Here is a 22,936-nt window from a genome sequence, read left to right as displayed (position 1 = left end):
TTCGCTCCTATCGACGCGTCCTGCCGTCATATTGCTTCACCGTTTCCCCGCCGAAGATGATCCGCTGCGGGTTCTCGTCGAAATTGCTGATGGTATCGTTCAGGCTGCGGACTGTCCGTCTGGTGTCGTCCACCAGGGTCTGGATATCGCGCAAGCCCGAGGCGGAAAATCGCTGGAGGTTGTCGGCAATCGGCCCCACCCGCGCGTTGATGTTGTCCGCAACGGTGCGGAACGACTCGAGCGTGCGCCGCGCTTCGGCGAACAGCGATTCGGAGTCGTCACTCGTCAGGAGGCCATCCACCTTGGCGAGGATTCCATCGACGCGGTTCGACGCGTTGTTGAGCTTCTGGGCAAGATCGGTGAAATCGCCGATCGCCCGATCGATATCCTCCCGGCGGGCGGCGACATCATCGACGATGCCGCGGGCGGACGAGATTGCCGTTCGAGCATCCTCGCTGGCGGCGGTGATGTTGTTGACGGCCGTGCCGATGTTCTGCGTGTCGATCGCCGCCATCAGTTGGTCCGCACGTCTCAGAACCGACTGGGCGTCCTCGGTGGCACGCTGGAAACCAGACGCGGCGTCGCGGACGCTCTGGGCGATCTCATCCAGATTGTCCGACGCGTTGGCGATGTTCCGCGTGGTCCGCTCGGCGTTCGAGACGACCTGATTGACCTTCTCCGCATCGACGGCCCGGACCAGTTCTTCAGCCGCCTCAAGCGTCGAATCCAGCCGCTCGGAAACGCGGTTGAATGTGCCCGAAAGCGTCGACATGCTGCCCAGGAACTCGTCAATCGCACCGGAATTGTTGCTGAGCGAGGCCGTGAATGTCTCGGCGTTTCGGATCGTCTGGGTGAGCGGCCCGCGAGAATCGGCGACGAAGCCCTGGATGTCGCCGATCGCCTGGTTCGCCCGATCGAGGATCTTGTCGGCGGTCGCCAGCAGATTGGTCACGCTCGACTGGTCGGCGATGAGGACGGCCGGCCGCTCTGTCTCGATCGCCTTCTGCAGGATGTTCTCCTCGCCCTTGTTGCCGCCTGACAACTCGATATAGGCGGCTCCGGTGAGGCCCTGTACTTCGAGAACCGCGCGTGTTGAGGGGTAGACCGGCGCGTCGGCGCGGACTTCCGTGAAGGCGATGGAATACTGGGGATCGTCCGGATCGATCGAGAGGTTGCGCACCGAGCCGACCGGGATGCCGTTGAAGCGGACCGGCGAGCCGACCGACAAACCGTTTGCGGAGCCGGGAATGCGGATGGCCAATTCGGCCATCGGTCCGCCGCGGCCCGATTGCGCCATCCAGTACACAAATCCGAAGGCGGCAGCGATCACCAGGAGGGTGAAGAACCCGACGATCGCGTAGTTGGCTTTGGTTTCCATGGCCTCAGATCACTTCTTTTCTGGATGCACGGAAGGTGCGTCCGGTCTCACGACCGAACGGGCACGCTTGCCGCGGAAGTAGGATTGAACCCACGGATCATCGAATGCGAACATGTCCTCCAGCGTCCCTTCCACCAATACCCGCTTCTGTCCGAGGACTGCAATACGGTCGCACACGGAAAAAAGGCTGTCGAGATCATGGGTTACCATGTAGACGGTGAGACCGAGCGTATCGCGCAGCCGGGCAATCAGCATATCGAAATCCGCGGCCCCGATCGGGTCGAGCCCGGATGTCGGCTCGTCCAGGAATACGAGATCCGGATCGAGCGCCAGCGCCCGCGCCAATGCTGCTCTCTTGATCATGCCACCGGAGAGTTCGGACGGATATTTGTCGGCGGCGTCCGGAGCGAGCCCCACCATCTCGATCTTCAGGTAGGCGAGCTCATCCATCAGCGCCTGCGGCAGGTCGAGGTATTCGCGCATCGGCAACTGGATGTTTTCCTTGACCGTCAGCGAGGAGAACAGGGCGCCATGCTGGAAAAGCACGCCAAGCCGCGTGTCGAGGGCCATCCGCTGCTGCTCGTCGGCCCTGTCGTAGTCCGCCCCGAGGATTTCTATGCTGCCGGAGCGGCGAGGCAGAAGCCGCAGCACGGTGCGCATCAGCACGGATTTGCCTGTGCCCGAGGCGCCGACGAACCCCAGGATCTCGCCGCGATAGACGTCGAGGTTCAGCTTGTCGAGCACGATGTTGGAGCCGAAGCCGACGGTCACGTCGCGGACAGACAGTACCACCTGCCTGCCGTGTCGATCCTGTTGCTGCAAATCCGTTTCCCTCACTCCGCCGCTCCTAGAAGTCGATCGCGGAGTAGAAGATCGCGAAGAAGGCATCCATGACGATCACCGCGAAGATCGACTTCACTACCGACGCGGTGACGTGGCGGCCGAGCGACTCGGCGCTGCCCCCTACCTTCATGCCTTCGACGGCGGCGACGATGCCGATTGCCAGTGCCATGAACGGCGCCTTGATCATGCCGGACGCCACCGAGGTATGGTCGATCGCCTCGTGCAAACGCGACAGGAAGGTATCGAACGTGATGCCCGAGTAGGTGAGCGCGACAACCGCGGCTCCGTACAGCGCCGAGAAATTCGCGATGATCGTCAGCAGCGGCAACACGATCGTCAGCGCGACCAGGCGGGGAAAGATCAGAACGCCGACGGGGTTGAGCCCGATGACCGTCAGCGCATCGATCTCCTCGCGCATCTTCATCGAGCCGATCTCGGCGGTGATCGCGCTTCCGGAGCGGCCAGCGATCATGATCGCCGTGAGAAGCACGCCGATCTCGCGCAGTTGCAGGATGCCCACAAGGTCGACGACAAAGATCTCGGCACCGAAATAGCGCAGCTGGAAGGCTCCCTGCTGCGCAATGATGGCACCGATCAGGAAGGACATCAGCATGATGATCGGCACCGCGCGGACGCCCATGTGGTCGATCTGGTTGACGACAGATGCAGGGGAAACGCCGCCACCGCGCCCAAGCTTCATCTGAGCACCCCGGACCGCCGATCCGAGGATATGCATGGCGGCTACTGCGTCGCCGGCCAGTTCGCTCACGAGCTTGCCCATCGGCGCAAAGATGCGTTCGAAGAGAGAGGCGCGCGGACCGGGTGATGCAGTTGGCGCCGGAGCCTTTTCGGGCAGGACTGCAATCAGCTCGTCGATCGCACCGTGCGCCCCCGACAGCGAGACCTCGCGTCCCTGCTCCTGCTTGGCACTGATGAGGCGACGGATCAGCCAGGCGCCAGCAGTATCGATCGCCTGTACGCCGGAAACGTCGATATCCACCCTTCCGCGCCCGGATGCCTTCTCGAGCCGCTCGAGCGTGCCGAGCACGTCCGATATGCTGTGGTTGCGCCAGTCACCCCGCGCGACGAATCGCTCGCCATCACCCCCGGGCATCGCTTCGGCTGCCATCTCGGCGATGCTGATTTCGAGGGACTGGGGCGGCACTGGCTTCTTTCGTCAATTGGCGCGGCAATGCCGATGACAGGTTGATCGGGTGAGACGAGCGGCAATATAACGTGGCCGTCTGGAAATACCACTTATGGGACGTTCAAAAGCATGCGCCGTAACCTTGAGGCCACAATAGAAGCCTTCCCGATTGCCGGCCTCTTCACGATCTCCCGCGGATCCAAGACCGAAGCCGAGGTCATCACCTGCTCGATCTCCGCCGACGGCTTGTCCGGCCGGGGCGAATGCGTCCCTTACCGGCGCTACGGCGAAACGGTGGAACAGGTCCTCGCTGACATCCTTGCGGTCAGGCCCGCGATCGCTGCGGGCGCGAACCGAATCGAGATCCAGTCGCTGATGAAGCCTGGCGCGGCGCGCAACGCCGTCGATTGCGCACTTTGGGACCTGGAGGCCAAGCTGACTGGAACCCCGGTCGCCGAAAGGCTCGGCGTCGTGCCGCATCCGATCACGACGGCCTTCACGCTGTCGCTCGCCGAACCGGATGCCATGGCCGCGGCGGCTGCGCACAACGCCCAGCGGCCGCTGCTCAAAGTCAAGCTGGGGACGACTGACGACACGTCCCGGATGCGGGCGGTGCGGGAGGCGGCACCGGCAAGCCGCATCATCGTCGATGCCAACGAGGGATGGACGGAGCAGAACCTCGAGGAGCATCTCCACGTCGCCCAGGAGATGCGAATCGACCTGATCGAACAACCCCTGCCTGCTGGAGAAGATGCGTTGCTGGCACGGACCCAAAGGCTGGTGCCCATCTGTGCCGACGAGAGCGTCCACGCCACCGCGGACCTTGTCGGCCTTCGCGACCGATACGATGCGGTGAACATCAAGCTTGACAAGACCGGCGGACTGACCGAGGCGCTGCACATGAAGGCGGAAGCCAGGCGGCTCGGTCTTGGGATCATGGTTGGCTGCATGGTCGGTACGTCGCTTGCAATGGCGCCGGCGGCACTGCTGGCGCAGGACGTCGACTATGCCGATCTCGACGGTCCGCTTCTGCTGGCCCGCGACCGGCAACCCGGTCTTGACTACGAAGGGTCGACGCTCTTTCCGCCGCCCTCGGCACTCTGGGGCTGAAGGCGCGCCGCCAGCGCAAGCAGCAACAGGCCGAGCACGGCGGTCAGGGCCATCGCCGGGTAACTCGCCACTCCGTAACTCCGGTAAAGGGCGCCGGAGAGAAATGTCGCCAACGCGAGGAAGGCGCCATTGTAGAAGAAATAGGTCCCTTGCATCGACGATTCCTGCTCCTCGCGGACGATCTCGACCAGTTTATGCTGAACACCGATATGCAGGAAGGTGAACGTGAAGGCGTGCGCCGACTGCAAAAGCAGATACCCCCAGAAACCGAGGGGCATTGGGAAGATCGCCCATCTGGCCACTGCGACAGCGCAGCCTAGTCGCATCATGGTCCAGGGCGACAGGTGCCTTGCAATGAAGGCGGACGCGAAGAAAACTGCGATCTCGGCAATCACTGCCGTGCTCCAGAGGATGCCGATCTCCATGCCATCGAAGCCGACCTGCTGCCAATGGATGGCGCCGAAGGCATAGAACATGGCGTGGCTTGCCTGGGCCACGGAGGCACCGATCATCAGCATATGCAGGTCGAGCCGTCCCATCGCTCCGAGGCGCCAATTGCGCAGGCCCGCAGAAGGGCGCCGCTTCCGGCCGATCCGGGGAGCAGCAAAGGCGGCCGCGATTGTCATCGCAAAGGCAAGGCAGGCGACGGTCGGAAGGACTCCTCCGCCCCAGATGCCGATGAGTTGCCCCATCAGCAGGCTCATGGCGACAAACCCGACCGATCCCCATACCCGCAGAGCCCCATACTGGAACCCCCAGCGCCGCACGCCGCTCACCGCAATCGAATCGACCACCGGGACATAGGCGGCGAAGAAGGCCGCCTGGAGCGCGTAGACGATGAGGACGGGCCAGAACCCAGTGACGGCAAACAGGGCAAGCGCCGTCATGAAGGAGAGCATGCCTGACCACATCAGTACCTTCGACCGTTCCTGGAGGCGGTCGGCGATGGCACCAACGATCGGAGCCGTGACGATGCGGACGATCATCGGGATCGCGAGGATCATGCCGATCTCGAACTCGCTGAACTTCAGCGTGTCGAGCCAGACCGGAAAATACGGGAGGATGATGCCGTTGACGCCGATCGGCGCCGCGAATGCGAGCGCGCAGCGCAGTTGGAAGTGCCGAGGCGGCGGCTCGGTCGCAGTGCCAGTGATCACGGGAGCAACAGGGAATCAGGTCCGGGATCACGACCCTAGCACGCGACCGCGTTCGATCCTGTGGCAGAAAGGCAATGCCCGACCAGAATGTCGCACCCGTCAGGCGGCCTTCATGTCGTTGAGGATTTCCGCCGGTACGGGCGAAGGCGCCGGGACGGTTACGAGACCGTGCCACTCGATCATCTCCATCGTCCCGTCCTGGTGCTCGGCGACGGCCGTACAGCTCTCCACCCAGTCGCCGGTGTTGATGTAGTGAATGCCGTCCATGTCCTCCATCACCGCATGATGGATGTGGCCGCAGATCACGCCGTCGACATTGTTGCGCCGCGCCTCGTCCGCCACCACCCGCTGGAACTCGCCGATGAAGTTGACGGCCTGCTTGACCTGCAGCTTTGCCCAGGCAGAGAAGGACCAGTACGGCATGCCGAGCCGCCGGCGGATCGCGGACAGGCCGATGTTGATGACGATCGCCGCATCATAGGCCCAGTCACCGAGATAGGCGAGAAGCCGCGCATTGCGGACCACCACGTCAAATTCGTCGCCGTGCAGCACCAGGTAGCGCTTTCCATCGCCCGCCTCGTGGATCAACCGTTCGGCAACCTCGATGCCGCCAAAATGGCTGCCGGGGAAGTCGCGCAGGAACTCGTCGTGATTGCCGGGGATGTAGACGATCCGCGTTCCCTTGCGGGCCTTGCGCAGCAGCTTCTGCACCACATCGTTGCACCCCTGCGGCCAGTGCCAGCTCCGCTTCAGGCGCCAGCCATCGACAATGTCACCGACCAGGATGATCGTGTCGGCCTCATGGTGGCGAAGGAAGTCGAGGAGCAGATCGGTCCGTGCCGCCTTGGAGCCGAGGTGGACGTCCGAAAGAAAGATGGTGCGGAAATGCCTTGTATTCGCCATCGCGGTCGATGTCCCCTGTCGTTGCGATCCGTGGCTTGCCTTTCAAAACCAGACTCGTGTTTCAGGAACATGGCACCTCCCGGCGCCATCCCGCCCTCCTCCCTGCCTGCGGAAATTACTGCTGTTCCGCCGCAACGATTGTTGTAAGGAATGCCTCACAACGCATTGGACTAAAGACGAATCCCGGAGGCGCCAGAGATGCAGGACGACGTAAAGGTGAACGGTACGAGCAAATCGGGCGACCTCGACGAGCAGGCCCTCTTCTTCCACCGTTACCCGCGCCCCGGCAAACTTGAGATCCAGCCGACCAAGCCGCTCGGCAACCAGCGCGACCTGGCGCTCGCCTATTCGCCCGGCGTCGCCGCCCCCTGCCTCGCCATCCGCGACGATCCGAACACCGCAGCCGACTATACGGCCCGATCCAATCTCGTCGCCGTCATCTCCAACGGCACGGCGGTTCTCGGCCTCGGCAATATCGGCCCGCTGGCGTCCAAGCCGGTGATGGAGGGCAAGGCCGTCCTGTTCAAGAAGTTCGCCGGCATCGACGTCTTCGACATCGAGATCGATGCCAACGAGATCGATCGCATGGTCTCGACCATCTCGGCGCTCGAGCCGACCTTCGGCGGCATCAACCTCGAGGACATCAAGTCGCCGGAGTGCTTCGAGGTCGAGCGCCAGCTTCGCGAAAAGATGAACATCCCGGTCTTCCACGATGACCAGCACGGCACGGCCATCATCGTCGCCGCGGCCATCCTGAACGGCCTGGAACTTGCCGGCAAGAACATCGCCGAGGTGAAGATCGTCGCCTCCGGTGCCGGTGCGGCGGCCCTTGCCTGCCTCAACCTGCTCGTCTCGCTCGGCGCCCGCAAGGAAAACATCTGGGTCCACGACATCGAAGGCCTCGTCTATCTCGGTCGCGAGACGCTGATGGACCAGTGGAAGGCGATCTATTGCCAGGAGAGCGATAAGCGCAGCCTGGACGAGAGCATCGAGGGTGCCGACGTGTTCCTCGGCCTCTCCGCCGCCGGCGTCCTGAAGCCGGAACTCTTGGCCAAGATGGCCGAGAAGCCGCTCATCATGGCGCTCGCCAACCCGACCCCGGAGATCATGCCGCAGCTCGCACGGGAAGCGCGTCCTGATGCGATGATCTGCACCGGGCGCTCGGATTTTCCAAACCAGGTGAACAACGTCATCTGTTTCCCCTATATTTTCAGGGGTGCACTCGACTGCGGCGCCCGTACCATCAACGAGGAGATGAAGATGGCCGCCGTCCAGGCCATCGCTGCGCTGGCGCGCGAGGAGGTCTCGGACGTCGCGGCCCGCGCCTATAGCGGCGAGACCCCCGTCTTCGGCCCCGACTATCTCATCCCCTCGCCCTTCGACCCGCGTCTCATCCTGCGCATCGCGCCGGCCGTCGCGAAGGCCGCGGCTGAAACGGGCGTGGCCTCGCGGCCGATCCAGGATTTCGACGCCTATCTCGACCAGTTGAACCGCTTCGTCTGGCGCTCCGGTTTCGTCATGAAGCCGATCTTCAGCGCCGCAAAGAGCGCCGAGAAGAACCGCGTCATCTTCGCCGAGGGCGAGGATGAGCGCGTGCTGCGCGCCGCGCAGGTTCTGCTCGAAGATCGCACCGCGCGGCCGATCTTGATCGGTCGCCCGAGCGTCATCGAGGCGCGCCTGAAACGCTTCGGCATCCGCATCCGCCCGAACGTTGATTTCGAGGTGGTCAACCCGGAAGACGATCCGCGCTACCGCGACTATGTCGACGACTACTTCTCTCTCGTGGGCCGTGCGGGGGTCAATCCGGAAGCTGCCCGTACCGTCGTCCGCACCAACACGACCGTGATCGGTGCCCTTGCCGTTCGTCGTGGCGAGGCTGACGCGCTCATCTGCGGTGTCGAAGGTCGCTTCGACAAGCACCTGCGTGACGTCAACCAGATCATCGGCAAGCGCACGGGCGTTCACGCCTTTTCCGGTATGAGTCTGCTGATCTCCCAGCGCGGTGCGATCTTCTTCACCGACACCTTCGTCACCTACAATCCGTCTGCCGCGGAGATCGCCGAAATGACGATCCTGGCTGCGCAGGAAATCCGCCGCTTCGGGATTACGCCGAAGGCGGCACTGATCAGCCATTCCAACTTCGGCTCACGCCATTCCGAAAGTGCGGCGAAGATGCGAGAGGCCCTGGCTCTCCTTCGTGAGCAGGCGCCGGAATTGGAAGTGGATGGCGAGATGCAGGGAGGATCGGCGCTGTCGGAGCCGCTGCGCAAGCGCGCCATGCCGGACAGCACCCTCACCGGTGAAGCCAACCTCCTCGTCTTCCCGAATCTCGATGCGGCCAACATCTCACTCGGGATCGTCAGGACCATGATGGATGCGCTGCATGTCGGCCCCATACTCCTCGGCGCCGCACTGCCCGCGCATATCCTGTCGACATCCGTCACCTCGCGCGGCGTCGTCAATATGGCTGCGCTGGCGGTGGTCGAAGCCTCGCAGGGCTGACCCCCGTCGACTGTTATGACAATCTCAACCGGCGATGTGGATGATTGCCGGGAGAGATCGCTTCGACAGGAGGAGGCATGTTCCTTCGCCTTACCATCACGGCCGCACTGCTGTTCGTTCCACTGACGGCTACGGCCGAGACGCCGGACATCTGCCGGACGCTGCAGAGGCGGCTTGCGACGCTGCCGCAAGTGATCGGAAGCACGGCGGAGGTACGTCGGCACGCCGAGGCGCTGCGCTATCATGATGACGAAATCCGTCACTTGCGGACGGAAATGCGGCGCGCGCGCTGCGGCGGCAGCATCGTCACAATCGGCCAGCAGAACGACCTCTGCGCCGACCTCGCAGTCGCCCTGCGGGAGATGGAGACGGCGCGGGATGCCATCGCAGCACAGCGGTCGGCGGCTCAACGCATCCTGCGCCCGAGCGGAGAGCGCAACGCGGTTCTCGCAGCGCTAAAGGAAAATGGCTGCCAGCCTGATGCAGTCCTGGAGCCGGTCCCCGTTTCCGCCGACCCTGCCCCCGCCATTCACGACGAGGGATCAGTGAGACCCTATTCCAGCATCACGACCCTGTCCCCGGACGCCGGACGCACCTCCTCGCCCGCCGCCGAGGCGATCGCGGCGCCACCGCCCCCCGAGCGGCCCTATGACGCGTCGAAGCCGGTGCGAACCGTAGGCCCGGTGTTTCTTCCCGACGAGGATCGGATCGACCTCGCCAATCCCGCAAAGGACGGGGCGCAGCCAAGGCAATAAATGGAACCCTCAGCCCGATGCGCTGACGGGAAAATAGCGGACATAGGCGAAGGCACTGCCATCCGGCGACCAGTTGGGAGAGTTCAACGTCCCCTGCCCGCCAAAGAGCTCGAACAGGGTTTCGGCATTGCCGCCATCGACATCCATCATCCGGATTCGGACCGGCTTGTCTCGCGGATGGTCGAAAACTTCCGGATCGTAGGAGAGGAAAATGATCCTGTCACCGTCCGGTGACGGATGCGGGAACCAGTCGCCATAGGCGCTCTCGGTGATCCTCTCGGCCGCGCCTCCCTCAGCCGGCACCCGCCAGATCTGCATCAGGCCGCTGCGGCTGGAGTTGAAGTAAATCCAGCGGCCATCCGGTGAATAGTCTGGCCCGTCATTGCGCCCTTCGCCGAAGGTCAGCCGGCACTCTTCCCCGCCTTCCATGTCGATCGTGTAGATGTCGAAGAGGTCGTCCCTGATCCCGCAATAGGCGAATTTCCGTCCGTCAGGCGACCAGCCATGCCAGTAGGAGGGAAGGTTTCGTGTCACCAGCCGCGGCTCGCCCCCGGCAGCCGGGAGCACGTAGATGGCCGACTGTCCGAACTCGGCCTTGTCAGAGATTGCGATCAGCGAACCATCCGGGCAGATGCCGTGATCGTTGTTGCACTGGCGGGCGAAGCCGGTGTCGACCAGTTGCGGGCGCATGCTGCCATCGATCGCCAGCGTGTAGATCAGTCCCTCGCTATTGAGAAGCAGGTAACGCCCGCAGGGCGACCAGTTCGGCGCTTCGAACAGCGCCTCCGTCTGCCAGACCACACGGCTCTGGCGGGTGGCGAGGTCAAACGTCTCGATGGAGCTGCGAACCATCTACCGGTCCCGGAAACGGTTGGTGATCGGGTAGCGCCGGTCACGGCCGAAGTTCTTCTTCGTGATCTTCACGCCGGGCGCCGATTGCCGCCGCTTGTATTCCGCCAGGTAGAGCAGGTGCTCCACCCGGTGCACGGTTGCCAGATCATGGCCGCGCGCGACGATCTCCTCGACCGACATTTCCTGCTCCACCAGGCATTCTAGGATGTCGTCGAGCACGGGATAGGGCGGCAAGGAATCCTGGTCGGTCTGGTTGGGCCGCAGTTCCGCTGACGGTGCCTTGGCGATGATGTTCTGCGGGATGACCTCGCCACTTGGTCCGAGCACGTTCGGCGGCATGTACTTGTTGCGCCAGTCGGCGATCGCATAGACCTGCATCTTGTAGAGGTCCTTGATCGGGTTGAAGCCACCGTTCATGTCGCCGTAAAGCGTCGCATAACCGACCGACATTTCCGATTTGTTGCCGGTCGTCACCACCATGGAGCCGAACTTGTTGGAGATCGCCATGAGGATCGTGCCGCGGGTCCGGCTCTGGAGGTTCTCCTCAGTGATCCCCTCGTCCGTTCCCTCGAAGAGCTCAGCGAGCGACGACAGGAAACCCTCGACCGGCTCGGAGATCGGCACGATGTCATAGCGTGTTCCGAGCGCCCTGGCGCAATCGGCGGCATCCTTCAGCGATTCGTCGGAGGTGTAGCGATAAGGCAGCATGACGCAGCGCACCCGCTCCTCGCCCAGCGCATCGACGGCAATCGCCGCGCAGACGGCGGAATCGATGCCGCCGGAAAGGCCGAGGACCACGGACTTGAAACCGTTCTTGTTAACATAGTCCCGGAAGCCGAGGACGCAGGCGCGATAGTCCGCTTCCTCCTTTTCCGGCAGGCGTGCCATCGGACCGTTCGTACAGCGCCATCCATCCGGCCCGCCGCGCCAGTCGGTGACGGTGATTGCAGACTCAAACTGGCTCATCTGGAATGCCAGCGTCCTGTCGGCATTGAAGCCGAAGCTTGCGCCGTCGAAGACAAGCTCATCTTGGCCGCCCAACTGGTTGGCGTAGATCATCGGCAGCCCGGTCTCGATCACCTGCTTCAGCACCACCTGGTGGCGCACATCCACCTTGCCGCGATAGTAGGGCGAACCATTCGGTGACAGCAGGATCTCAGCCCCGCTCTCGGCGAGCGTTTCGCAGACGCCAAGATCGCCCCAGATATCCTCGCAGATCGGAATGCCGAGGCGGATGCCGCGGAAGTTTACCGGCCCCGGCATCTCGCCAGCTACGAACACCCGCTTCTCGTCAAACTCGCCATAGTTCGGCAGGTCGACCTTGTCGCGAACGGCGAGGATCCGGCCCTCGTCCAGCACCGCGATAGAATTATGCCGTCCGCGCTCTCCCTGCCGCGGGAAACCCATGACAAGGCCCGGTCCGCCATCGGCCGTGTCCGCAGCCAGCGCCTCGACCGCCTGAAGGCAGGCTTTGAGGAAGGCGGGCTTCAACACCAGGTCTTCCGGCGGGTAGCCGGAGATGAAGAGCTCGGTGAAAATCACCAGGTCGGCGCCCTCGCGCGCGGCGTCGGCCCTTGCCTCGCGTGCCTTTGCAAGGTTCTGGACCACGTCTCCCACGGTCGGGTTGATCTGGGCGATGGCGATACGCATGGCGCGGGTTTCGGGATTTTTCTGGGTCATGTGCGAGATCTACCGCAGCCTCGGAAACTGAGCAACGGCGACGCCCGGCCGATCGTCGAAGACCACATGCAACCTTGTCGCCTTCAACGGGTTCACCTCTCGTTCATGACAGTTATGTGACGGCTTCATGACAAGACTTAGCATGGAGTACGAGTGTGGACGAAGCCGCCGAGTATGGAGATCTGCCGAAGAAGGATATTGGCCGCGTCTCGCCCGCGCTTCATCATGGCGCGACCATTCTCCTTCTCCTGATGCTGTCTGTCGCGCTTGTGGCAGGAGTCGAATCGCTGGCCGGGCGGCCCCTTCACAGGATTCCCCAGTTCCTTTTTTCGATGCCTGGGCTGACGACAGTCGCCGGCATCTTCATGATCGCGCTGGGCCTCGACGTGCTGATGGGTCGCGCCTTCCGTTTCCATGCTTCTCATTGCTCCCGCCGCACTCGCGCTCGCTTTCCTATCCGGCGAAAAGCAGCAATATCTCTCCGATCCGCTCTATCCGTCCGACCTCCTCTTTGCCCGCCAGATCAAGGAACTCCTGCCGGTCATGGCGAGTGCCCAGCCGTTGATGGCAGTTACGCTAGGCCTTGTGACAGTGCTGGTGCTGGCACTCGTTGTTTACTGCGGCTTCTTCGCCTGGAACCGCTTTCCGAAGCTCTCCTCCCGCGCGCGCCTGTTTCGCCTGGTCTTCTCTCTGCCGTTCCTCGTCGGCTTTACGCCCATGATGGAATATACCGACCATTCCTGGCTGCGCGACCGGCTGAAGATCCGGCCGATGATGTGGGACCAGGCTGCAAACTACAGGCATAACGGCTTCCTCGTCGCATTTGCCTTCAATGCGCCCATGGCGAAGGTTTCGGCTCCGAAAGGATATGACGCAGCGGCGATCGCACAGGTGGAACTGGACCGGGACGTCATTCCCGCCTCCCCGGTGGCAGACCGGAGTCAGCCTGCGGATGTCATTGTGGTTATGAGCGAATCGCTCTGGGATCCGACGAGGATGCCGGGGGTGGAGTTCATGGCCGATCCGATGCCGACCATTCGCCAAACTCAGGCCGGCAATGTCTTCTCCCCGGAATTCGGCGGAATGACTGCCAATGTCGAGTTCGAGGCACTGACGGGCTTCTCGAACGCCTTCCTCCCCTATGGCAGCATCCCCTACCAGCAGTATATCCGCCGCCCGCTTCCGTCGCTTGCGAGGTTCTTCCGCGACAAGGGCTACGAAGCGGTCGCCCTTCACCCCTTCGAGGGCTGGTTCTGGAATCGTGAGAATGTCTACCGACATCTCGGCTTCGATCGTTTCCTTGCGCAGGATGCGCTTCCGGAGTTGGAAAAGCGCGGCCGCTTCGCGTCCGACGAAGCCCTGATCGACCAGATCATGCGTATCGGTGACGAAAGCGCCGCGCCGCTCTTCCTGTTTGCCGTTACCCTGCAGGGGCACGGCCCCTATGAAGCGACACGCTATCCTTCCGAAAACGTCGAACTTGCCAGCACGCTCTCCGTCGCAGCAACGCAGCAGGTAGGCACCTATGCCGAGGGTGTCCGGGAAGCGGATGCGAGTCTGACACGGCTGATGGAGTGGGCGAAGAAGCGTCCACGCGAGACCATCATCGTCCTTTTCGGCGATCATCTTCCGCCGCTCGGGAAAGCCTTCGTCGAAAGCGGCTATATGGAGGATGCCGTCGCCGCCCGACGCGCGCCTCTGCCGGTTATGCTCAAGGAACACGAGACGCCGCTGATCGTCTGGTCGTCGAAGAAGGGGCCGAGAAAGGACCTCGGGACGATCAGTCCAGCGCTTCTCCCCCACCAGATCGTAACGTCCGCCGGCCTGAGCGATCCCTTCTACACCGGCTTCCTCGGAAAGATCGCCGCGCACTACTCGGTGATCGACCGCTACATGCTGGTGGATGCCGAGGGTTCGGCGCACCCCGGCTGGCAGGATGGACGGAAGGCGGCACCTCCTCCCCTCCAGGAATACCGGCTGCTGCAACACGACATGATCTTCGGCGACCAATTCTCCCGCGAACGCTTCTTTCCCGGCCTTCAAGGCGACGAAGCGGAGGCGGGCGAGCCCGTGGCTGCCCTGCCTCAGTCGCCCCGACTGCCGGGATAGCGCGGGCGCCCGTCATCAGGCAGGTCATAGAAAACAGCCTTGTCATCACAGAAGATGTGGCAGCCCATCGTTAGGCTGCTCGGCTGGTCGAAAGCACCGGCGAGAACCGAAATGTCGTCAGCATCATCCTCTTGCCAGAACAGGGCCGAACCGCAGGTCGCGCAGAAGCCGCGCCGAGCCTGGTCGCTTGCGCGATACCACCGCACGCCGTCTTCTCCCGCGATCCTGAGGTTGGCGACCTTCAGCCTGGTGGCCGTGTAGTAGAGGCCGGTCTGGCGTCGGCATTGCGAGCAGTGACATGCGGTCAGGTCCTCCAGCGGCCCTGATGTGACGAATGACACCGCCCCGGATAGGCACCGTCCACTGTTCTCCAGCATGATATCGTTCCTCCTCGGTGCAGGGCGTAGATGACCGGAACCTCGTGCTCAAACGCATTCCGTTGACGGTAAGCATCAGCGAGACGCGAAAAAGCCGCCGGATCGCTCCGGCGGCTTTTCAATTCGAGGCACTGTACGCTTACTGGTTGGACGCGACTGGCTTCACCAGCGGCGTGATCCGGCGGATCGTGACGCGGCGGTTTTCCTGCTCCGGTCCTTCCGTCCTGATCTTCAGGTAGCGCTCGCCATAACCCTGCGTCGTCAGGTTCTCCGGCGGGATGCCGAATGCATCCGTCAGGACCACGGCGACCGATTCGGCACGCTCATCGGACAGGATGAGATTGCTTTCATCCGACCCGACTGCATCGGTGTGTCCCTCGATAAGGAAGGTCTCGGCCGGATTGTCGTCGAGGATCTTCTTCATCGCATCGGCGACCTTGCGGAGCGACGTCGCCTGGTTCATCGGGATTTCGGCGCTGCCGGTGGCGAACTTGATCGTGTCGAGATCGATACGGCGGGCCTTGTCGCGGATACGGGCAGAGTAGCGGACCTCATCGATCGAGTAGACGCGTTCTACGCGCTCGACAGGCGGCAGTTCCAGGAACTCGTAATAGTCACGATCCGGGTCGCTGGAGGTGTCGATGATATATTCGCTCACCGGCACCGTCAGGCGCATCGGCGGCAGTTCCCGGCCGGGATCGCGCCACACATACTCCTCCTCCTCGTAGAGCTCGGGAGCGTAGTAGAGCACGTATTCCTCGCCATCGATGATACGCGACCGCTGGACAACGACGCCATAGCTGTTGCGGATCGTGACGACCTGCACACCGCCAGGACGCTCGACGACCTCGCGATAGAGCTCACCCGGCAGACGCTCGTAATAGACGTCGCCGCCATCGCGATAGAAGCGCTGCGAATCGTCGCCACGAACGAAAGTCCGATTGTCGATCGAGATGATGAACCGCGGAGCATCGTCACGGTCTCGACGATCGCTGTCACGCCGGCCGTCGCCGTCGCGATAGGTCCATCCATCGATCCGACGATATTCCGGCGCGCTCTCGATCCGCTCGCCCTCGAAGGAGGTGGCGGCGCGGATCTCGACCGATTGCGGCTGCAAGGGCGCCTGCGCCTCCGCGTCCGACGTCGGCGGTGCGACCGGCTCGGCCGACTGCGCCTGTACCGGGGCCTGCGCGTCGGCAGCCGGAGCCTCCGTCGTCGTGGTCGTCGTGGTTGTCGTCGTGGTGGTGGTTGTGGTTTCCTTCTGGCTGTCAAGGATGGCAGCGCCATTCTCGACCGGCAGCACGACAGTCTCGCCTTCCTCGGCCGCGGCCGGATCCTCGGCCAGTTGCTGGGCGCGCTCAACCTGCTCGGGCGTCGTTGCGACCGCAGGCTCGGTAGTCTGGGCAGCCGGGTCAGCCGTCGGAGCTGCTGCCGCATCGGCATCGGTGGCACCCCCCTCGGCTGGCGCAGGCGCTTCGCCGGTGGCAGGTGTCTCAGCGCTCGGTGCGATCGCGTCGGCTGGCTGTTCTTCGGCTGGAGCCTCTTCAGCAGACGGCGCCTCCGCTGGAGCTTCTTCGGCCGGAGCTTCTTCGGCAGGGGCAGCGTCCGTGGCAGGCGCCTCTTCAGCACTCGGAGCCGGCTCAGCAGGCGCTTCTTCCGCCGCAGGGCTTTCGCTCGTAGTCGGCGCGCTTTCTTCCGCCGGAGCTTCCCCGGCTGGCTGCTCTTCGGGCTGCGGCGCTGTCTCAGCAGCCGGTGCTTCCTCAGCAGCGGGCGCCTCCGGTTCCGGTGCAGGCGTAGCTTCGGGCGCCTCGGCTTCCGGTTCAGCAGGAGCTTCGGGCTCTGGTGCCGGTTCAGGTGCTGGCTCCGGCTCGGGTTCCGGTTCAGGGGCTACTTCGGGTTCTGGTTCTGGTTCCGGTTCTGGTTCCGGCTGCACTTCAGCCGGTGCTTCCTGTTGAGACTCCGGCGCAGGTTCAGGCGCGGGCTCGGCAGGTGGCTCCTCGGCGGGCGGCTCTTCGGCCGGAGGCTCCTCGGCAGGCGCCTCCTCCTGAGGCTGTTCCTCTTCCGGTGCCGGGGTTCCGTCGGGCAGGATCAATCTCTGTTGAACCTTGATGACGTCGCCTTCTGCTTCAGCGCTGAGAGGTGCCTTCAGCATCACGGCACCGGCCGGCTGAATCATCAGCGGCAGCGACACGAGCGGCGCTGCAACGCTGGCGAACAGTCTGGATTTGATGGACATCGAATTCTCCTCGACTTGGGATTGTCGTCCCTTCTTCACGCGTCCTTATGCCGGACGTCGTACGCAATGGTGCGGGCGCTCAACGGGGCGTCACGCGTTTTGTTCCCTGAAGCTTGCCCTCACCGCGCTGAACCTTCGGTGAATGGACATCTGGTTCGCATCTAGCTTTGCTTAACCGTCTGGAGGTGATGGACCTGCACGTAAAATGCCGTTGCAATTCCCGAGCAGCCGGTATCTAAAAATCTGCAGCTGGAGTGAGAGCTCCGCTTCTGGCGCGGATAAGAGCAATCCAACAACCGCGCCGGCCGCCAACAGAGAGGATCATCATGCGCATTGCACCACGTTTTCTTGCTGCCGCTTCGATTGCAGCATTCGCCCTTTTCGCCGGTTCTGCCTCGGCTCAGGAAAAGATCGTCATCGCGTCCGAGGGAGCCTATCCGCCCTTCAACAGCCTTGAGACCGACGGAACACTGACCGGCTTCGATATCGACATCGCCAAGGCTCTGTGTGAGGAAATGAAGGCGGAGTGCGAACTCGTGACCAATGACTGGGACGGCATGATCCCGGCGCTGCAGGCCAAGAAGTTCGACGCCATCATCGCCTCGATGTCGATCACGCCGGAGAGGCTCCAGCAGGTCGACTTCTCGAAGAAGTACTACAACACCGGGCCGGCGATCGCGGTCCCGAAGGACACCGACATCACCGATCTGGAAGGCCTGAAGGGCAAGACGCTCGGCGCCCAGACCTCGACCACCCATGCGAACTACGCCGAAAAGCACATGCCGGACTCCGACCTGAAGCTTTATCCGACGGCTGACGAGTACAAGCTCGACATCCAGAACGGCCGGATCGATGCGGTGATCGATGATGTGGTCGTGCTCTCGGAATGGGTGAAGTCCGAGGACGGCGCTTGCTGCAAGATCTTGACGCCGCTGACGCCTGACGTGGAGATCAACGGCGAAGGCGCCGGCATCGCCGTCCGCAAGGGCGATCCCCTGGCTGACAAGTTCACCGCCGCCATCGCCGCGATCCGCGAGAACGGCAAGTACAAGGAAATCAACGACAAGTACTTTGATTTCGACGTCTACGGCGACTGAGGCATTCTCCAACCGTAAAGATCGGCGGATGGGTTGCCCTTCCGCCGATTTTCTTTTTTAACAGAGCAACGATAACAAGCGGCCAAGCCGCAAGGGGAAAGCAGTTTATGAGCGGATGGCTCTCCGCCCTCGCCACGGCGCTGGATCCGCTCTGCGGGCCGGTCGGCATCTTCACGCTCCTGGCTGGCGACGGCCTTGTCAGTTGCGGAGCAAGTGGCTGGGGCGACGAGATCGCCTTCGGCGTCAAGGTGACGGTCACTCTCGCGATCGCCACGCTTCCCATTGGACTCCTGCTCGGCTTCCTGATCGCGCTCGCGGCGCAGTCCGAAGACAAGTTGCTGCGCGCCGCAGTCGGCATATACACGACGATCTTCCGGGGCCTTCCCGAACTGCTGACACTCTTCATCGTCTATTACGGCCTGCAATTGCTGATCCAGTCCATCCTCGGCTGGATGGGCATCGAGCAGCGCATCGAGATCAACGCCTTCCTTGCCGGCATGATCGCGCTGGCCGTGGTGTTTTCCTCCTACGCGTCGGAAGTGCTTCTCTCGGCATTCCGCGCCATCCCGAGGGGGCAGTATGAGGCGGGGGACGCGCTCGGCCTGCACCGGTCGAGGACGATGGCGCTGGTGATCCTTCCGCAGCTCATCCGCATCGCCCTGCCGGGCCTCGGCAATCTCTGGATGATCCTCCTGAAGGACACCGCCTATGTCTCGATCATCGGCCTGTCGGATATCGTCCGCCAGACCAGTGTTGCGGCCCGGGTCAGCAAGGAGGCCTTCTTCTTCTATTTCCTGGCTTGCCTGCTCTATCTCGCGCTGGCGATCATCTCCTCCTTTGGCCTCAGCTTCATCGAGCGCTGGTCCCGCCGCGGCGAGGTTCGCCGATGACCTATGCTCAGGAGCTCATTGCCGCGCGCCCGGCGCCGCCCGCCCCCCGCAAGCCCCTTACGGCGACGCGCATTCTGGCCCTCGTGATCCTGGGTCTCTGGGCCGTCCTCGCCCTCGCCATGCTGGCACTGGTGGTGACGGGCTGGGACGAGGCGAAGTTCCTCCGCTACGGCCCACGTTATCTTTCCGGTCTCTGGACGACGGTAACGCTGGTCGGCCAGGCGGTTATTCTCGGCGCCATCCTCTCTCTGCCGCTCGCCTTTGCGCGGATGTCGAACAATCGCGTCATCGGCGGCATCGCCTATTCCTATGTCTATGTCTTCCGCGGCACCCCGCTGCTGGCCCAGCTCTTCCTCATCTATTACGGCCTCGGCAGTTTCCGGCCGCAACTGGAAGCCGTCGGCCTCTGGTGGTTCTTCCGAGAGGCATGGTATTGCGGGCTTCTGTCGCTCACCCTCAACACCGCCGCCTACCAGGCGGAGATCCTGCGCGGTGCGATCGAGAGCGTGCCCCGTGGCCAGCATGAGGGTGCCGCGGCACTCGGGCTTCCAAAGAGCGTGGCGCTCCGCAAGATCATCCTGCCGCAGGCGCTGATCGTCGCACTTCGACCCTACGGGAATGAGGTCATCCTGCTGATCAAGGGCTCGGCCGTCGTCGCCATCGTCACGGTCTACGACCTGATGGGCGAGACCCGTTACGCCTTCTCGCGGACATTCGACTACCAGACCTATCTCTGGGCAGCGATCTTCTATCTCGCTATCGTCGAGACGCTTCGGCACGTATGGGCCTGGCTGGAGGCCCGCCTCACCCGTCACCTGAAGCGATAGCTTGCCGGAACTTGCGGGGGCAAAGTTTCTAGCGACGCACCCCTAAAGACTTCGTTAACCGCACCATGTTCCCCTGTGGATGACGCTACTGCGTCGTCAACCAAGAGCGGGAACCAACATGAACGCGGAAATGGAAATGATGCTGAAGGGCTACGGCCTGACGACCGCCCAGATCTTCTATCGCATGCCCGATCACCCGACCCTCCTCCAGAGCTATGTCTGGCAGAACTACGACCTCGCGCCCGACTTCCCGGAGATGAAGGGCTTTCTGAAATTTTGGGAGGAGAAGCTGGATGGCCCGCTGCACTCGGTGCGTTACGTTCATCGGAAGATGATTTCGGCCAGCGAATGGCGCGCGCTCCAGGGCGAGTTCATCCTGCATTAGGGCTGCGCCCTCAGACATGCACTTCGCCGTGGGCGAGCTCGCCGTCGTCGGAGGCATGGTGAAGCGATGCGTAGAAGACGAACGCATAGAAGCAGCCAACGACGGCGATGACGCTCCAGCCGGGAAACGGGCCGAACGCCGCGTTCGCCACCGCATCTCGCCATGAGAAGACCACATCGGCCTCCGTCTCGTCCGGAAGCAGCTTCGGCGTCGAGATCTTCAGCATCCAGGCGAGGAGCAGGATCAGGTACATCCAGCAGTAGTTTCGCCTGATCCGACGAAAGAGCGCGTCTCGATAGCTGACCAGGAAGCATGGTGTCCGCAGGCTTTTGGCGATCGCCTCCGCCCAATCCGGCTTGAGGTCCGCCTGCGAAAAGAGCGCCTGCGCGAAATAGTGCCGCTCCAGCTTTCTCACCCGCGCCCGGTATACGTCGAAGAACCGGTAGCGCCGCGCCTCGATCAGCAGCAGAAGCGATACCAGCAGCATGCCGAAGAGAACGACGCCATGGTGGGCGGTCGGCGTCGACAGCGATACCGACAGCAGCGCGGCCACGACGGTGATTGCCCAGTTGGTCGTCCGGTCGATGCGGTCGCGCCAGCTCGTCATCCGCCCCATCTCGCCGCGATAGTAGTGGATGATCATGTTGGCCTTCTCAGCCGAGGTGATCGGCAGCGAAGGTGCTCGCCGCTCTATGTTCTCCTCCAGGGCCGTCTGGACCGGATTGACTGCCATCGTCCTTCTCCCGCTCGCGCCACCTGCGAGCCACTCCGAAGAGATGAACGATCCTGCTGCGGTCTGCGTTCCGCAGCGATTGCCAAAGGTCCCTATCCCGCCTAAAGCGGGCGGCAACGACGGAGAAAACCGATGAAGAAGATCGACGAGGAAGCGCTGGCCGAAGCCTATAACCGGGCCCTTGCGCTGGAAAAGGCCGGCGACGTCGAAGCGGCCGTCGCCGCCTACCAGGAAGTTCTTGCCATCGATCCGGAAGACCATGGTGGGGCCGCGGTGCGCATCGCCGCACTCGGCCGGGGCGAGGCTCCGCCGAAGGCTCCCGACGCCTACGTGGAGACGCTCTTCGACCAGCATGCCGAAAGCTTCGAGGACATTCTCGTCGAGCAACTCGGCTATGCGGTCCCTGTCCTTGTTCGCCAGCGCCTCCAGGAACTCAACCTCGGCCCCTTCAAGCGCATGCTCGATCTCGGCTGCGGCACTGGCCTGACCGGCGGAACGCTGCGCGACATGGTGGACGATATCACCGGTGTCGACATCTCGGAGAACATGGTGGAGATCGCCCACGAGAAGGATCTCTACGAAACGCTCTATGTCGCCGAGGTGGAGGATTTTCTCGAGGACAATGACGACGAGCCCTTCGACCTGATCACCGCGACCGATGTCCTGCCCTATCTGGGCGCGCTCGAGCCGCTCTTCTTCGGCGCTGCCGAAAACATGGTGCCCGGTGGCATCTTCATCTTCTCGTCAGAAACGCTCCCGGCGTCTGACGGGCGAAGCTACATCGTCGGCCCGCACCAGCGCTTCCTGCATTCCGAGGCGTATATCCGGACACGTCTGGCCGAAACCGGTTTCGATCTCGTCGAGATTACCGAGATCAATGTCCGGATGCAGGACGGACAACCCAGCCCGGGCCATCTGGTCATCGCCAGGCGCAGAGGATAGGGTCTCCGCCGGGAGGACCCCATGACGCCACAGCGCTACCTTCTCGCCCAGGCCTACAACAATGCCTGGGCCAATCACCGGCTGATGAACGCCTGCCGCATGCTTTCACCGGAGGAACTTGCCGCACCGCGGACGGGCTTCTTTCCCTCCATCATCCACACGCTCAACCACATCCTCACGGTCGACTGGCTCTACATCAGCGCGCTGGAAGGCCAGTGTGTCGGGGCCGCCGCCTTCGACCCGGAGATTCCCTTCCCCCGCATCCTCGACCTCGAACGCGAGCAGCGGGCCGCCGATCGCAGGCTGATCGACCACTGTCGCCAGCTTGACCGCGATACGCTCGCAGCCGAGGTGCTTATCCCGCGGGAAAGCCATGTCCAGGTCGAGCGGGCGGACCGCATCCTGCTGCACCTCTTCCAGCACCAGATCCATCACCGGGGCCAGGTGCATGCCATGCTGTCGGGCACTTCCGTCCGGCCGCCCCAGCTCGACGAATTCTTTCCCGCCGATCCGGCCGAACAGGCATTGCGCCGGCAGGATTTTGCCGAACTCGGCTTCACCGAAAACCTCATCTGGATCTGACCATGCTCTATTTCGTCCTCAAGTCACTCCACATCATCTCCGACATCGTCTGGGTCGGCGGGATGCTGGTCAACGCCTTCGTCATCGCCATGGTCCCGCCAACGATCCGCACCGGCGTCATTGCCGCCGTCCGCCCGTTCGACCGCAGGATCACGACGGTTGCCGAGGGCGGTGCATGGCTCTTCGGCATCATCCTGGCCATCTGGTACGGCTGGTACGCGACCGGCTGGTTCGGCTTCAAGCTCCTCATCGTCGTGATGCTGTCGGCACTGCACGGCATGCAGGCGGCCTGGCTGCGGCGCATGGAAGCCGATCCGCATCTCGATCCCCCGGCTTTCGTGCGGGTGGGGATGCCGATCGTACTCGTGTCTGTCGTCGCGATCGTGCTTCTGGCGGTCGTCAAGCCGTTCTAGCCATTGAGGCTCTGCAGG

General features: G+C 63.1%; 22 protein-coding genes. 11 read left to right on the top strand and 11 right to left on the bottom strand.

From position 1 onward, the window contains the following. Positions 1-7 precede the first annotated feature (7 nt). From NT26_RS08210 to NT26_RS08200, 3 genes are read right to left on the bottom strand one after another with little or no spacing between them, the layout of a single operon-like run. Positions 8-1,378 carry an MlaD family protein gene (locus tag NT26_RS08210; RefSeq protein WP_052638321.1) on the bottom strand — a complete coding sequence of 457 codons (1,371 nt, stop codon included), beginning with the start codon at positions 1,376-1,378 and terminating at the stop codon, positions 8-10. A gap of 9 nt (positions 1,379-1,387) precedes the next feature. Then, the gene (locus NT26_RS08205) at positions 1,388-2,215 is read right to left on the bottom strand and encodes an ABC transporter ATP-binding protein (protein ID WP_052638320.1); all 828 of its coding nucleotides are present in this window, start codon (positions 2,213-2,215) and stop codon (positions 1,388-1,390) included. 10 nt (positions 2,216-2,225) lie between these two features. Beyond that, the gene (locus tag NT26_RS08200; RefSeq protein ID WP_052641971.1) at positions 2,226-3,350 is read right to left on the bottom strand and encodes an ABC transporter permease; all 1,125 of its coding nucleotides are present in this window, start codon (positions 3,348-3,350) and stop codon (positions 2,226-2,228) included. A 147-nt stretch (positions 3,351-3,497) separates the two neighbouring features. Between NT26_RS08200 and dgcA the strand changes: the two genes are divergently transcribed. Then, positions 3,498-4,478, top strand: a complete 981-nt coding sequence (gene dgcA / locus NT26_RS08195; protein ID WP_052638319.1) for an N-acetyl-D-Glu racemase DgcA — start codon at positions 3,498-3,500, stop codon at positions 4,476-4,478. Here dgcA and NT26_RS08190 read toward each other — a convergent pair. Together NT26_RS08190 and NT26_RS08185 are read right to left on the bottom strand one after the other, a co-directional pair. Further along, complete coding sequence (locus tag NT26_RS08190) at positions 4,430-5,635, bottom strand: MFS transporter (RefSeq protein ID WP_052638318.1); 1,206 nt, start codon at positions 5,633-5,635, stop codon at positions 4,430-4,432. The two genes, dgcA and NT26_RS08190, sit on opposite strands and share 49 nt — an antisense overlap. Before the next feature lie 99 nt (positions 5,636-5,734). Then, entirely contained in the window at positions 5,735-6,538 is an 804-nt protein-coding gene (locus NT26_RS08185; RefSeq protein WP_052638317.1) for a UDP-2,3-diacylglucosamine diphosphatase, read from the bottom strand. Positions 6,539-6,736: 198 nt separating this feature from the next. Here NT26_RS08185 and NT26_RS08180 point away from each other — a divergent pair, with 198 nt between their 5' ends. Both NT26_RS08180 and NT26_RS08175 read left to right on the top strand, forming a co-directional pair. Beyond that, entirely contained in the window at positions 6,737-9,040 is a 2,304-nt protein-coding gene (locus NT26_RS08180) for an NADP-dependent malic enzyme (protein WP_052638316.1), read from the top strand. Positions 9,041-9,117: 77 nt separating this feature from the next. After that, the gene (locus NT26_RS08175) at positions 9,118-9,795 is read left to right on the top strand and encodes a hypothetical protein (RefSeq protein ID WP_052638315.1); all 678 of its coding nucleotides are present in this window, start codon (positions 9,118-9,120) and stop codon (positions 9,793-9,795) included. 9 nt (positions 9,796-9,804) lie between these two features. Here the strand turns inward: NT26_RS08175 and NT26_RS08170 are convergent, their stop codons facing one another. The 3 genes from NT26_RS08170 to NT26_RS23120 all read right to left on the bottom strand — a co-directional run bounded on the left by NT26_RS08170 (position 9,805) and on the right by NT26_RS23120 (position 12,743). Beyond that, entirely contained in the window at positions 9,805-10,647 is an 843-nt protein-coding gene (locus NT26_RS08170) for a TolB family protein (RefSeq protein WP_052638314.1), read from the bottom strand. Further along, positions 10,648-12,327: an NAD+ synthase gene (locus tag NT26_RS08165; protein ID WP_052638313.1), complete on the bottom strand. Its 1,680-nt coding sequence runs from the start codon at positions 12,325-12,327 to the stop codon at positions 10,648-10,650. Between the two features lie 137 nt (positions 12,328-12,464). Continuing rightward, positions 12,465-12,743: a hypothetical protein gene (locus tag NT26_RS23120; RefSeq protein WP_052638312.1), complete on the bottom strand. Its 279-nt coding sequence runs from the start codon at positions 12,741-12,743 to the stop codon at positions 12,465-12,467. On the opposite strand from NT26_RS23120, the gene NT26_RS08155 reads away from it, so the two are divergent. Next, positions 12,742-14,436 carry an LTA synthase family protein gene (locus tag NT26_RS08155; RefSeq protein ID WP_052638311.1) on the top strand — a complete coding sequence of 565 codons (1,695 nt, stop codon included), beginning with the start codon at positions 12,742-12,744 and terminating at the stop codon, positions 14,434-14,436. The two genes, NT26_RS23120 and NT26_RS08155, sit on opposite strands and share 2 nt — an antisense overlap. On the opposite strand, the gene NT26_RS08150 is transcribed toward NT26_RS08155, so the two are convergent. Both NT26_RS08150 and NT26_RS08145 read right to left on the bottom strand, forming a co-directional pair. Further along, positions 14,412-14,813 (bottom strand): GFA family protein, encoded by a 402-nt coding sequence (locus tag NT26_RS08150; protein ID WP_052638310.1) that lies wholly within the window; start codon positions 14,811-14,813, stop codon positions 14,412-14,414. The two genes, NT26_RS08155 and NT26_RS08150, sit on opposite strands and share 25 nt — an antisense overlap. A 139-nt stretch (positions 14,814-14,952) precedes the next feature. Next, positions 14,953-17,049, bottom strand: coding sequence for an OmpA family protein (locus NT26_RS08145; RefSeq protein ID WP_052638309.1), 2,097 nt, complete (start codon positions 17,047-17,049; stop codon positions 14,953-14,955). A 326-nt stretch (positions 17,050-17,375) separates the two neighbouring features. On the opposite strand from NT26_RS08145, the gene NT26_RS08140 reads away from it, so the two are divergent. The 4 genes from NT26_RS08140 (at position 17,376) to NT26_RS08125 (ending at position 20,248) form a co-directional block, all read left to right on the top strand. Further along, entirely contained in the window at positions 17,376-18,146 is a 771-nt protein-coding gene (locus tag NT26_RS08140; protein WP_052638308.1) for an ABC transporter substrate-binding protein, read from the top strand. 107 nt (positions 18,147-18,253) lie between these two features. Continuing rightward, positions 18,254-19,036, top strand: coding sequence for an ABC transporter permease (locus NT26_RS08135; protein WP_052638307.1), 783 nt, complete (start codon positions 18,254-18,256; stop codon positions 19,034-19,036). Then, on the top strand, positions 19,033-19,863 hold the full coding sequence (locus NT26_RS08130; protein ID WP_052638306.1) for an ABC transporter permease: 831 nt from the start codon (positions 19,033-19,035) through the stop codon (positions 19,861-19,863). Before NT26_RS08135 ends, NT26_RS08130 begins: the two co-directional genes overlap by 4 nt. A 118-nt stretch (positions 19,864-19,981) precedes the next feature. Beyond that, entirely contained in the window at positions 19,982-20,248 is a 267-nt protein-coding gene (locus tag NT26_RS08125) for an usg protein (protein WP_052638305.1), read from the top strand. A gap of 10 nt (positions 20,249-20,258) precedes the next feature. On the opposite strand, the gene NT26_RS08120 is transcribed toward NT26_RS08125, so the two are convergent. Then, entirely contained in the window at positions 20,259-20,981 is a 723-nt protein-coding gene (locus NT26_RS08120; protein WP_052638303.1) for a DUF2270 domain-containing protein, read from the bottom strand. Positions 20,982-21,113: 132 nt separating this feature from the next. Here NT26_RS08120 and NT26_RS08115 point away from each other — a divergent pair, with 132 nt between their 5' ends. Genes NT26_RS08115 through NT26_RS08105 form a run of 3 tightly spaced genes read left to right on the top strand, consistent with a single transcriptional unit; the run spans position 21,114 to position 22,918 of the window. After that, positions 21,114-21,923 (top strand): class I SAM-dependent methyltransferase, encoded by an 810-nt coding sequence (locus tag NT26_RS08115; protein WP_052638302.1) that lies wholly within the window; start codon positions 21,114-21,116, stop codon positions 21,921-21,923. A gap of 21 nt (positions 21,924-21,944) precedes the next feature. Continuing rightward, positions 21,945-22,505 (top strand): DinB family protein, encoded by a 561-nt coding sequence (locus tag NT26_RS08110; RefSeq protein ID WP_052638301.1) that lies wholly within the window; start codon positions 21,945-21,947, stop codon positions 22,503-22,505. Between the two features lie 2 nt (positions 22,506-22,507). Then, a complete protein-coding gene (locus NT26_RS08105) occupies positions 22,508-22,918 on the top strand; it encodes a CopD family protein (RefSeq protein WP_052638300.1) in 411 nt (136 codons plus the stop codon). Positions 22,919-22,936 lie beyond the last annotated feature (18 nt).

Source organism: Pseudorhizobium banfieldiae, assembly GCF_000967425.1.
In the GTDB taxonomy this organism is placed as follows: domain Bacteria; phylum Pseudomonadota; class Alphaproteobacteria; order Rhizobiales; family Rhizobiaceae; genus Neorhizobium; species Neorhizobium banfieldiae.
Note: the sequence above shows the minus strand (reverse complement) of the source record. Positions and strands in the feature narration are given on the sequence as shown.